The sequence below is a fragment of the Rhodococcus artemisiae genome (assembly GCF_036327795.1).
In the GTDB taxonomy this organism is placed as follows: Bacteria; Actinomycetota; Actinomycetes; order Mycobacteriales; family Mycobacteriaceae; genus Rhodococcus; species Rhodococcus artemisiae.
Genome location: NZ_JAUTXY010000004.1, coordinates 384,764 through 397,434, shown reverse-complemented (window position 1 = coordinate 397,434; position 12,671 = coordinate 384,764). Strand labels below are relative to the sequence as shown.

Annotated in this window: 8 protein-coding genes; 2 read left to right on the top strand and 6 right to left on the bottom strand. The window is 66.8% G+C overall.

Annotated elements, in window-relative coordinates; translation table 11 throughout:
• Positions 1-77: 77 nt before the first annotated feature.
• On the top strand, positions 78-719 hold the full coding sequence (locus Q7514_RS11895) for a TetR/AcrR family transcriptional regulator (protein WP_330133447.1): 642 nt from the start codon (positions 78-80) through the stop codon (positions 717-719).
• Positions 720-723: 4 nt separating this feature from the next.
• On the opposite strand, the gene Q7514_RS11890 is transcribed toward Q7514_RS11895, so the two are convergent.
• Positions 724-1,347, bottom strand: coding sequence for a TetR/AcrR family transcriptional regulator (locus Q7514_RS11890; RefSeq protein ID WP_330133446.1), 624 nt, complete (start codon positions 1,345-1,347; stop codon positions 724-726).
• Positions 1,348-1,421: 74 nt separating this feature from the next.
• Between Q7514_RS11890 and Q7514_RS11885 the strand changes: the two genes are divergently transcribed.
• Positions 1,422-1,832, top strand: a complete 411-nt coding sequence (locus Q7514_RS11885) for a RidA family protein (protein ID WP_330133445.1) — start codon at positions 1,422-1,424, stop codon at positions 1,830-1,832.
• Between the two features lie 61 nt (positions 1,833-1,893).
• On the opposite strand, the gene Q7514_RS11880 is transcribed toward Q7514_RS11885, so the two are convergent.
• The 5 genes from Q7514_RS11880 to Q7514_RS11860 form a co-directional block, all read right to left on the bottom strand.
• Complete coding sequence (locus tag Q7514_RS11880; RefSeq protein ID WP_330133444.1) at positions 1,894-3,435, bottom strand: acyl-CoA carboxylase subunit beta; 1,542 nt, start codon at positions 3,433-3,435, stop codon at positions 1,894-1,896.
• Between the two features lie 7 nt (positions 3,436-3,442).
• Positions 3,443-8,398 carry a polyketide synthase Pks13 gene (gene pks13, locus Q7514_RS11875; RefSeq protein WP_330133564.1) on the bottom strand — a complete coding sequence of 1,652 codons (4,956 nt, stop codon included), beginning with the start codon at positions 8,396-8,398 and terminating at the stop codon, positions 3,443-3,445.
• A gap of 50 nt (positions 8,399-8,448) precedes the next feature.
• Positions 8,449-10,338 carry a long-chain-fatty-acid--AMP ligase FadD32 gene (fadD32, locus tag Q7514_RS11870; RefSeq protein ID WP_330133563.1) on the bottom strand — a complete coding sequence of 630 codons (1,890 nt, stop codon included), beginning with the start codon at positions 10,336-10,338 and terminating at the stop codon, positions 8,449-8,451.
• A gap of 648 nt (positions 10,339-10,986) precedes the next feature.
• Complete coding sequence (locus Q7514_RS11865; RefSeq protein WP_330133443.1) at positions 10,987-11,943, bottom strand: cutinase family protein; 957 nt, start codon at positions 11,941-11,943, stop codon at positions 10,987-10,989.
• A gap of 48 nt (positions 11,944-11,991) precedes the next feature.
• Positions 11,992-12,546, bottom strand: coding sequence for a DUF732 domain-containing protein (locus tag Q7514_RS11860; protein WP_330133442.1), 555 nt, complete (start codon positions 12,544-12,546; stop codon positions 11,992-11,994).
• Between the last annotated feature and the right edge of the window lie 125 nt (positions 12,547-12,671).

The window sequence follows — 12,671 nt, the reverse complement described above, 5'->3', positions numbered from 1 at the left end:
GTGATCGATCCCGGTGTGCCATTCGCTCGACCTGGGTGGAGCACAGAATTCGGTTCCGACTCTCTAGAATGACCAGGGTGACCACCGAAGACATCGCCGGCACCAGTTCCATGTCGGCCCGCGCCACCGAAGCCGTCCAACGCAGCCTCACTCCCCGGCAGGAGGCAGCGAGTCGTGACGTCGACCGTCTGATCAGGGCCGGCCGTGAGCTGTTGACCGCCGGAGCGCCAGCACGTGTCGCCGATATCGTGGCGGCCGCCGGGCTGTCGAACGATGCGTTCTACCGCTATTTCCGCAGCAAGGGCGACTTCGTCGATGCCGTGGTGGAAGAAGGTGGGCACCGCCTCGTCAACCATCTGCGCAGGAAGATCGACGCCGCCGAGACACCGGAAGAAGCGTTGCGCGCGGGCGCGACCGTGATCCTGAAGCAGGGCGTCGACCCCGAGATCGCCGCCGCGACACGCAACGTCGTCGGCGGAGGTGGACGGAGCCATGCTCCGAAGGTGCGGGAGGAACTCGAGCTCACCCTCGCCCGCATTCTCGCGGGGCCCATCGCCGATCTGGGATCCACCGACCCGGAGCGTGATTCGATCACGACGGCGATCCTGTTGCTGGCGCAGATGGAACATCTGCTGTGGAAGGACACGACGGGCTTCGATGCGGCCGCGGAGGTCGAGCACATCCTCGGCTACATCCGGGGTGCCCTCCACACGGCCTGAACACCTACGTTTCGCGGGGCGTCCGCCGTCCCCATCCCTCCTCGACCGATGCGCGGCATCGGCCGGGCTCGTCTCCCGCCTGGACGAACAACGCGGTGAGCATGGTTACACAATGGTCGAGGGTGCTGTGCGGTAGTGGTCCGTTGGCGACGAGCGACACCAGCCCGTGGTCGATGGCCCAGCTCTGGATCGCCAACTCGAGCGGGTCGACGTCGGCATGGAACCGCCCTGCGTCCACGGCCCGCCGCACAGACTGGACCAGGTATTCCAGGGTCGAGTCTGCCGCTTCGAGGTCCTCGAGGTCGACGCTCGCGTCGAACATGACCCGGTACAGGTCGGGATGGTCCAGGGCGTTGTCGATGTAGGACCCGGACAACGCCGCCAGGTCCTGTACGGGATCGTTCGACGTCTCCGTCGTGTCGAATCCGGCTGCCAGGCGTGTGAATCCCTCCTGCCGCAGGGCTTTCCACAATCCGTCCATTCCCCCGAAATAGGTGTAGACGGCCATCGTCGACACGCCCGTGCCGGTCACCAGCGAACGCAGGGTGATGGGCTCGCGCGCCCGCAGCATCTGCGCTGCCCGCTCGACCAGCAGGGTGCGCACCGCCGGATCCTTCATTCTCACCATGGCACTACTTTACATAGCATTGCACTGTTATAGTTTGAAGGTCCGCTCGGACGCCGACACTCCAGGAGAACCTCATGGCCGTCACTCTCGTCAACCCCGCAGGATTACCGCAGACCGAGCTGTACCGGCAGGTTTCTGTCGCCACCGGATCGAAGCTGGTGTTCATCGCCGGTCAGGTCGCTCGCGATGCCGCCGGCAACCGGATCGGCGAGGGAGACCTCGCCGCCCAGACCGAACAGTGCTACCTCAACATCGCCACCGCGCTTGCCGAGGTCGGTGCCACCTGGGACGACATCGCGAAACTGACCGCGTACATCGTCGACTGGACTCCCGACAAGATGGCCCAGCTCGTCGAAGGAGGCGGCCGCGCAGCCGCCACATTGGGCATCGAGGGTCCACTGGCGCCCCTCACCGGCATCGGTGTCTCGGCGCTCGCCGAACCCGACCTCCTGGTGGAGATCGAAGCCACGGCCGCCCTCGACTGACACACGAAAGTCCCACCGGCACAGCCGTGTTGACTGCCGGTGGGACTTTTCGGTCACAACCTCAGAGCGGAAGCAGGTGGTGCTTGCGCGGGTTCTTGAACACCTTCTTGTCGCGGAGAAGCGTCAGCGCCTTCCGGATCTCGAGTCTCGTGGTCTTCGGCTCGATCACCGCATCGATGTAGCCGCGCTCGGCCGCGATGTACGGCGTCGCGACATGCTCGTTGTAGAAGTTGATGAGCTGCTGACGCACCACCGGAGCGTTCTCGCCTGCCTCCGCGATCTGCTTGCGGCCGATCACCGCAACCGCCGACTCCGCGCCCATCACCGCGATACGCGCGGTGGGCCACGCGAAGTTCATGTCGGCGCCGAGCTGCTTCGAGCCCATCACCGCGTACCCGCCGCCGTACGACTTGCGGACCACGACGGTCACCTTCGGCACAGAGGCCTCCACGTAGGCGAACAGGAACCGTCCGCCTCGTTTGATGACGCCGATCTTCTCCTGCTCGACGCCCGGGAGGAAGCCCGGCGTGTCGACGACGAACACCAGCGGGATGTCGTAGGCGTCGCACACTCTCACGAAGTGCGCAGCCTTGTCGGCGGCTGCCGCATCGAGAGCACCCGACAGGTACAACGGCTGGTTCGCGACCACACCGACAGGACGTCCGTCGACGCGCGAGTATCCGGTGATGATGTTCGGTGCCGTCTGCGACCGCACCTCGAAGAAGTCGCCGTCGTCGAAGATCTTGAGCAGGACGTCGTGCATGTCGTAGCCGGAGTTGTCGGCGTCGGGCATGAACGAATCGAGTTCGATGTCGTCGGGTGTGATCTCGGGCTCGAGGCCCGGGTTGATCACGGGAGCCTTCTCCTGCGCATTCGACGGCATGTAGCTCAGATACTGGCGCACCCAGTCGAACGCTGCCTTCTCGTCGGGCGCGACATGGTGCACATTGCCGTATTCGGCCTGTTTACGGGCACTTCCGAGCTCTTCGAGGCTGACGTCCTCACCCGTGACCGCTTTGATGACGTCGGGGCCGGTGACGAACATGTACGCCTCTTCGGTCGCCACGACGACGTCGGTGTTGATCGGTGCGTACACGGCACCGCCGGCGCACTTGCCGACGATGACCGAGATCTGCGGGACCAGCCCGGACAACGGTTCGGTGCGTTTGCCGATCTCGCCGTACCAGGCGAGCGAGGTCACCGCGTCCTGGACGCGGGCTCCGCCGGAGTCGTTGATACCGACGACCGGGCAACCGATCTTCAATGCGTATTCCAGAACGGCCGACACCTTGCGGCCGAACATCTCGCCGACGCTGCCGCCCAGCACGGTCTGGTCGTGTGAGAACACGGCGACGGGCCGGCCGTCGACCAGGCCGTGTCCGACGACGACCGCGTCGCCGTAGAACGCGTTCGGGTTCCCGGGCGTCTTCATCAGTGCGCCGATCTCGACGAAGGTGCCCTTGTCGAGGAGCATGTCGATGCGCTCTCGCGCGCTGGGAATGCCCTTCTGGGCGCGCTTGGCGATCGCGGCTTCCCCTGCGGGTTCGTTTGCGATCTCCAGTTTTGCGCGCAGCTCGGCCAGCTTCTCTGCCGTGGTGGTCACTACTCGTTCAGCTCCTCGAGGCCTCGATATCGGCCAACTTGCGGGTCAGATCGGCCCCCACCTTCGCGATGTACGGCTCGTCGACGATCTGCAGGTGATCTCCCCCCACCGGGACGATCTCCAGATTCTCGACCACATCGCCCCACCCACCGTCGGGCTGCCGGGAAGCGAACGCCGGCTCGAGGTCGATTGCGTCATCGTGATACTTCTCGGCCATGTACAGCACCACATCGCCGTCATAGCGTTCGAGCTTCGCGGTCTGGATCGCGCGGTTGTCGAGCCACGAGGTGCGCTGATGCTCGATGATGCCGCCGGGAATCTCAGCGCCGCTCATCTCGAGCAGGCCCAGGAGAATCTTGATCTGCTCCTCGTCGCTGCCGGCGTCGGCAAGCAGGTCGTACGGGAGCGGAGCATCGATACCGTAGGTCTTCTTCGCGAAGGCCGAGTACCGCTGCCAGCGCTTCCGGATCTCCTCGGGGGTGTCCTCGATCTGCTCACCGGCCATGACCGTGTCGAGGAGACCGACGATCCGCACGTCCTTGCCTTCGGCGCGAAGCAATCGAGCCACCGCGTAGGCCAGCACTCCACCGAGCGACCAGCCGTACAGCACATACGGGCCGTCGCCCTGGATCTCCTTGATCAGCGGCAGGTAGACCTTCGCGCGCTCGTCGATCGGACCCTCGGTGCGTTCGAAGCCGTACATCGGGGTATCCGCCGGCAGGCGCCGCAGCAACGGCTCGTACGCGACCGTCGAGCCACCCGCCGGGTGGAACACGAACACCGGCACCGCCGACGATCCCTCGGGCCGCGGCCGCAGAGCACGCACGAGCCCGTCGATCTTGTCGGACGATTCGAGGTACTGCCGGACGGTCTCCGAGAGCTGTTCGATCGTCGATGCCTTGCGTACGTCATCGACGGTGATCTCTCCGCCGGCACGCTCGGTGAGCCTGTCGGCGAGACGCTCGGCCGCGGCGACGTCGAGGGTGGGCAGCGTGTTGAAGATGCCCTTGGCGGACTTCCCGGTGACCACGGCCCACGATGCGAAGGTCAGGCGTTCCGCGGCGTCGCGAGGAGGAACGTCGGGCCCGGACGATTCTGCTGCGGGTTCCGCGGGAGCAGCGGCGGGCTCCTCCGACTCGGTCGCGTCTGCCGAAGCACCGGCCTGGGCCAGGATCTGCTCGGCTTCGCCGACGACAGTCGTATCCTCGACCGGCTCCAGCGACGATTCCGTTTCCGCGCGTTCGGCTGCCTTCTCGGCGGCCTGTTGCGCGGCGAGCTGCGCGACCTCTTCGCGATTCTCCACCGCATAGTGCAGGTACTTCGCGACGTCGCGCAGGGACGCGTCCTTGACCGCCGCCAGCTGCAGCTGCGGGATGGCGAATTCGTACTCGACGCGGTTCTTGATGCGCACCGCCATCAGCGAGTCGAGGCCCAGCTCCATGAGCGGGATCTCGGCGGGCAGATCCTCGGGTGCATACCCCATGGATTCGGCGACGATCAGTGTCAGGCGTTCCTCGAGAGTCTGCGATCCTTCGGGGTCCCACTTGTCGCCGAAGGTTTCGACGACCTCGGGCAGTTCCTCGACGTCCTCGGACGGACGAGCAGGGGTGGCGGTCACCGGGGCGGGAAGAGCCTCGCCGGACGTGACGACACCCTCGTGCACCAGGGTGAAACCGCTCTCGGTGCGGGCGTGCACCTGCACCGAGGCGCCGCCGGGGTGCGGAGTGAGGGTCGTGGTCACCGTGGCTGCAGGGGGCAGCTCGGCATGCCGTATGGATGCGGTGAGGGTGACATCGGCGAGCACCTGCGACGCAGCAGTGGTGACGAGCTCCGCGGGATCGGTGACCGCTGCCGCCTGCACCTCCCACACGTGCCGGCCGTCGGGCAGCGCGACGTGCGCGCCGGGGACCCGGCCGTGGCCACCGCTGCCACCGATGCGGGCGTCGACCCAGTACGGCTTGCGCAGGAACGCAGTGCGCGGAATGTCGGCGTAATCGCCCTCGGGCAGCAGACTACGCAGATCCACCGGATGCCCATGGACGTAGAGCTGCGCGAGCGCGGTGAGCACACCGAGCGATTCGTCTTCCTTGCGTTTGAGCGTCTGGATGAACACGCCGTCCTGCACACCGGCGTCGAACGCGGTGGCGGCGACCGACATCAGGGTCGCCGGGTTCGCGTTGAGCTCGACGAACGTCGTGTACCCGTCGGTGAGCGCCTTCCGGATCGCCTGAGTGAAGTACACGCTGTGGCGCATGCCCTTCGTCCAGTACTCGACCGGGTGGATGCCCTCGTGACCTGCGCGGTACAGCGTTTCCTGGTCGACGGACGAGTACACGTCCACCTTCAGGCGCTGCGGCTCCATGCCTGCGAGTTCGGCGGCGAGCTCGCCCAGGATCGGATCGACCTGCGACGTGTGGCTCGCGCCCTTGGTCTGCAGGACCCGAGCGAACTTCTCCTCCGCCTCGGCGCGCGCGACGATGGCGTTGACCTGCTCCTGCGGCCCACCGATCACGGTGTGGGTGGGCGCCGCATAGACGCACACCTCGAGCTGCGGGAAGTCGGGCAGAACCGAGGTGATCTCGTCGGAGCTGTACTCGACGAGTGCCATCAGGCGGATGTCGTCGCCCTCGAGCTGGCTCTCGGCCTCGCCCATCAGGCGCGACCGGGCACAGATCACGCGCACGGCCTCCTCGAGCGACAGACCGCCCGAGATGTACGCGCCGGCCGCCTCACCCATCGAGTGGCCGACGATCGCTGTGGGCTCGGCGCCGTGGTGCCGCAGCACCGCGGCGAGCCCTATCTGGATGGTGAAGATTCCGACCTGCGCGGTCTCGACGTCGTAGTCCTGCGCGTCGTCGAGGAACTTCTCCTTCATGGAGTAGCCGGACTCGTCGAGGATGAACTCGTCGACCTCGTCGACCGCGGCGGCGAACACCGGATTCTCGAGATACAGCTGCTTGGCCATCTTGCGGTGCTGCGCACCGAATCCGGACAGCACCCACACCGGACCGTTCGAGGCCGGGCTGTCGGCGGAGAAGACGTTCTGCGCGGGCTTGCCGGCCGCAACAGCACGCAGCCCGGCGATCGCCTCGGCGCGGTCGGCGGCGATGACGACGGCGCGGGACCGCCCGTGGTTGCGACGCGACAGCGAACGGGCCACATCGGCCAGCTCGGTGGTGCTCCCCTTCTCGGTCTCGAGCCAGTCGGCGAGATCCGACGCGGCACGACGACGACGCGACGGCATGGGCGCGGACACCGCGAGCACAACGGGCAACTCACGTGCGGGCCCGGAGATCAGGGACGAGTCCGACGGAACAGCATGCTCCGCGGCCTCGGCGCTGTCCGGCAGAACCTCGACCTCGGCTTCGGAGTCGTTCTGGCCTTCCGGGCCGGTGTACTCGTGCACCACGACGTGCGCGTTGGTGCCGCCGAAACCGAATCCGGAGACGCCCGCGACCGCCCGACCCGAGTAGCGCGGCCACCGGGCACCCTCGGGAATCACCCGGAGACTGGCCTTGTCGAACGCGATGTAGGGGTTGGGCGCGGTGTAGTTGAGCGTGGGAGGCAGCGCATCCTCCTGCATCGCGAGAACGACCTTGATCAGGCCCGCAGCACCGGCAGCGGCCTCGAGGTGCCCGAAGTTCGTCTTCGCGGAACCTAGCAGGGCCGGCTTGTCGGCGTTGCGGCCTCGGCCGATGACGCGTCCCAGTGCATCGGCCTCGATCGGGTCGCCGAGCACGGTGCCGGTGCCGTGTGCCTCGATGTAGTCGACACCGGACGGCAGGATCTGCGCGTCGCGGTAGGCGCGACGCAGCACGTCCGCCTGCGCGTCCGGATTGGGCGCAACCAGGCCGTTGGAGCGTCCGTCCTGGTTGACGGCCGATCCTGCGATCACAGCGAGGATGTTGTCGCCGTCGCGTTCGGCGTCCTCGAGCCGTTTGAGGACGACGAGGCCGCCGCCCTCCGCGCGGACGATGCCGTTGGCGTCGGCCGAGAACGCCTTGATCTTGCCGTCGGCGGTGAGCATGCCGGTTTCGTCGAAACCGAGCGTTCCCGCGGGCGCGAGGAGCATGTTGACGCCGCCGGCGATCGCGACATTCGCTTCACCACCGCGCAGGGCACGCACTGCCTGGTGGACCGCGACGAGGGACGACGAGCACGCGGTGTCGATGCTGATCGACGGACCGTGGAAGTCGAAGAAGTACGAGACGCGATTGGAGACGATCGACGTGGACGTGCCGGTGATCGCGTACGGGTCGGCGGCCGTCGGATCGGACGCCGCGATGAGCATGTAGTCGTTCGCGGACGAGCCGATGAACACACCGACCGAGCCGCCCTTGAGGTCGCTCGCCGGGATGTGCGCGTGCTCGAGCGCCTCCCAGGTGAGCTCCAGCGCGAGACGCTGCTGCGGGTCGACCATCTTGACCTCGCGCGGCGACATCGCGAAGAACTCTGCGTCGAAGCCTTTGACGTCGTCGAGATAGCCGCCGCGCGTGTTCGCGTTCGCAATGGCCTCGGCGACGAGGGGATCGCCGTCGAACTCCGACCAGCGGCCCTCGGGCAGATCGGTGATGCCATCGCGACCGTCGGAGAGCAGTTCCCACATCTGGGCCGGTGTGTCGATGTGCCCGGGAAGACGCGTCGACATACCGACAATCGCGACGTCCTTCGAACCGAGGGCGCCGCCGGTGACGTAGAACGCGTCGTCGGCGCCCTCCGGCACCTCCGGCACACCCTCGATGATGCGAGTCGCCAGCGAGGCAATCGTCGGGTGCTGGTACGCGACCGTCGCGGTCAGCGTGACACCGAGGAGATCCTCGATGTCGCCGCTGAGTGCGACAGCGTCTCGCGACGCCAGCCCGAACTCCTCCATCGGACGGTCGTCCGAAATCTGGGAGACCGGCTGGCCGGTTGCGTCGGCAATCCAGTTCCGCAGCCATTCGCGCAGCTGCGCAACGGTCATTTCAGTGTCAGCCATCAACCCACCACGCTACCCGGACAGAGGACAATTTCTTACACGCTGTCGGGGAACGCCTGCTGCTGGTACCCACCACGCAGCGTTCCCTCGATGTAGGCGGCCTTGCATGCCCGCCGCGCAATCTTCCCACTCGACGTGCGAGGAATTGATCCGGCCGGTACGAGAAGCACATCGCGCGCGGTCACACCGTGTCGCGCGGAGATCGCGGCGCGCACGGCGTCGGCGATCGGTTGCGGGTCGGCCTTGCCGGCGCCCGGGGCGCGCTCGGCGACGATGACGAGCTGCTCGGACGAGTCGTCGGCGTCGAACTGCAGGCCGGACGCCGAGTTGTCGAACACCACCTTCGGCAGCTGGTTCGCCGGCACAGCGAACGCGGCGACGAAGCCCGGACGCAGCGCCGAGCTCGCTTCCTGGGCGGAGAACTCGAGGTCCTGCGGGTAGTGGTTGCGTCCGTCGACGATCACGAGGTCCTTGACGCGACCCGTGATGTACAGCTCGCCGTCCACGTAGACGCCGTAGTCACCCGTACGAAGCCAGTGGGCGTCCTCGGGGGTCCCCTCGGCGTGACTTCCTTCGGTGACCCGCTTCGTGATCTTGTTGTGGAAGGTCTCGGTGGTCTCGTCCTTCCGACCCCAGTAACCGATTCCGATGTTGTCGCCGTGCAGCCAGATCTCACCGACGTGGCCTTCCTGGGCCTCCGCGCCGGTCTCGGCGTCGACGATCGCCGCCCATTGGCTGCGGGCCACGTGGCCACACGACACCTGCGGGATAGCGCCCGGCGCATCGCGGTCGACGAGCACGACCCGACCGGCGTTGAGCTCGTTCCGGTCCACGTAGAGGACCTTGGCTTCCTCGGAGTTCCTGGTCGAGGACACGAACAGCGTGGCCTCGGCCATACCGTACGACGGCTTGATCGCGGTCTTCGGCAGTCCGTAGGGCGCGAACGCGTCGTTGAACTTGCGCATGGACGACGTCGTCACCGGCTCGCTGCCGTTGATCAGGCCGATCACGTTGCTCAGGTCGAGCGTCTCGTCGGCCTTGGGCACGCCGCGCGCGGCCGCGTGCTCGAACGCGAAGTTCGGCGCTGCCGCGAAGGTCCCTGCTCCGTCGGAGACGGCTGCGAGTTCACGAATCCAGCGTCCCGGCCGCTGCACGAATGCGCGTGGGCTCATGATCGTGATGTATTTGCCGCCGATCGCCGGAAGGATGACGGTGAGCAGACCCATGTCGTGGAACAGCGGCAGCCAGGTGACGCCCCGCGAATTCTCGTTGAGCTCCATCGAGTCGGCCATCTGGATCACGTTGGTGAGCACGGACCGGTGGGTGATCTCCACACCGGCGGGCACGCGCGTCGAACCGGACGTGTACTGGAGGTATGCGATGTCGCCGCTGGTGGACTCGGGGCGCTTCCAGGAGTCGGCGACGGTATCGGGGATTGCGTCGACGGCGATCACGCGGGGGCGCTGTGCAGCGGGAAGCGGCCTGAAGAACTGGCGGACACCTGCGGCGGACGAGGTGGCGGTGAGGATCGCGCTGGGTGTGCAGTCGCCGAGGACGGCGTGGAGGCGGTCGGTGTGGCCGGGCTCGTCCGGATCGAACAGCGGCACTGCGATGACACCCGCGTAGATCGCCGCGAAGAACGACACCACGTAGTCGAGGCCCTGGGGCGCAAGGATCGCGACGCGGTCGCCGGGATTGGTGACCTGCTGGAGCCGAGCGGCGATCGCACGGAGCCGCACGCCGAATTGGTCCCAGGTGAGCTCGTCCACGTCTCCGTCACGGTTACGCGAGTAATCGATGTACCGGTAGGCCAGCTCGTCACCGTTGGAGGCAGTGTGCCGCTCGAGATGATCGAGCAACGTACTGCCCTCCGGCAGTTCGATCTGCCCGTTCTCATCGATGAACTCTTCGAACCCGACGCTCAATTCCTTCTCCCTGTCGAAGCGATCCCACAACCACTCGACATGGTTGCGCCTCATCTACGTTCTCCGCGCTACCGGATCGTCGTGCCTGCACAGCACCGAACAGTCTCCGGCAATCAACCCGCCAGTACTGTCCATCGATCCGAGATCACGAATATGTTACAGATCGGCTCAGCTCGCTCCCCCGCGAGCAGCGGATCCTGTGGCGCGAACCTTTCCGTCCGAGATGGGAAGCACCAAAGATACGACACCCCGGCGGCCATCCGCGAAACGCGGTCTCGTTCGGCGATCTGTTCGGACACAGCAGGAGCATCGGACACAGCAGTTGCGAGAGATGCCTGTTCGCCGCTGCGCCACCGACATGTCGGCTGTGCACACCGCCCGAACTTTCCGTCCGTAAGTGTGGGTCGGCCGTCGGCGGATCACCTCCTCGGCACGACAATTCGTGACGAGGATCATTCCGATCGGCACCCCGTTCCCCAAGGTCTCCGCCGATGACGGCACGCATCCATCCCCTTCGATCACTACGGTTACTTCCCGCCGTCTCCCCCCGGCCCCACGAACGTCACTCGCGGGCGGGCCCGTAGGCAGCCATCGGTCGATTGTACCGGTACGTGATCCCGGACACTACCCACCGGTAACCGTGATTCGTCACTCTTCCGGAGGATGCGGTGCGGACTCGATCTTCTCGGCAGCCCAACCCGTGATCCACTGCGGCGCAGTGATGCCCGATTCGTCCACTATGAACGTGTTGTACATGGCGTGGATCGGATTGTTGACGTACTCGAGAACTCGCGGCGCAGCGGTCATCCAGTTGGTCGGGTTGAGCGCATCCGGCGGTGCATCGCAGATGCTGTCGGACGGTGCACAGATCTGAAAGGTGCGATCGTCGAGCGCACCGAACCCACCGGGACGCTCGCCGGTCATGGTGATCCCGGGAAGCCGCAGACCACCGAGCGAGAGTTCGGCGCCGACCCCCACGACCGGAGGGCCGATATCGATGCCGGACACCCCGTCACGACGGCCGTCGGCGATCAGCGCGACACCGAGGACCCGATCCGCGGGGACCGGTCCGTTGCCTGCACCGATCTGAGCCGCGACGTCACCGGCGATGACAGCGCCCTGCGAGAACCCGGTGAGGATGTAGGTGGTCAGCGGGCATTCCGCGGACCGTCCCGCAATGAAGTCGTTCACCGCGGCGGTACCGGCGCTACGGCTGTTGTTGTACGACTGCTGGCCGTCCGGCGGGAGGGCGACCGGATTGGAGAACTGAGCGACGTACGGGACCGTGTAGACGTCGGCGCGCTGCGGGTCGAACTGCTCCTGCAGCGGTCGGGTCACGTTCAACATCAGCGACGCCGGGTTGGCCGTCGGGTTGTACGGGTCGTCGCCGACCGCCGACTCCCACGTACCGGGCACCGCAACGACCTGGACGTCCGGGCACGACGCAGGCTGCGACTGTGGTTCCTCCGGTCCGGGCGGCGTGATGGGTCCGGGGACATCCAAGCGCCCCGCCAGCATGTACCAGAGGGCCAGCACCAGGACCAGAAGCAGCAGCGCCCCGAGTACGACGATCTTGCGCCCGCGACGCCGCTTCGTTCTGGCCATCAAGTGTTTCTCCCTCTACCAGCAGTACCTTCTCGCCTGCAGTACGCGTCAGCTGCAGTACGCGTCGTGGGCGACCGAGATGTAGGTGTCGGCGGTCGCGGATGCGTCCTCTTCGGTGATCTCCTCACCGGCGGCGACGGATCCGCTGCCTACGAGGGCGGTCACCATCGTCTTGATCTCGTCGGGATTACCGCCCTGGGCTTCGGCACCGCAGACGTAGTCCGCGATCGCGATCGCGCTCGCCTCGTCGGACGGCTCGACGCCCTCCTCACGCAGCGCGGCCAGGAACGCCTCACCGCTCTCGCTCGGTGCGGGCTGCGACTCCGGCGGCGGCGCGGTCGCCGCTTCACCCGGGCTCGTCGGGGCGGCGTCGGTACCGGTGTCCTCGGTACCGGAGGTGTCCGGGCGGGTGGTGTCGTCGCCCGCTGCCTCCGAGGTGGTCGTCTCGGCGGAGGTCGCGGCGGCGGTCGTGGTCGTGGCCGAGGGGGTGTTCGTGGCAGTCGAATCGTCGCTACCACACGCGGCCAGCACAGCCGCGGAAGTCAGGGCTGCGGCGATCGCTCCGAGGACGCGGGTCGAGCGCGAGCGGGTCCGTGCAGGCATCTGGGGGGTCCTCACATCCGGGATTCGAATCGATCTGAACTGGGCTCGGTCCAGGCTACAGAGCGCACGCGGTGCCGGTAGGAGCGCCTGCTCCGACCGGCACCGCGTGGGCCGAGAGTCACCTG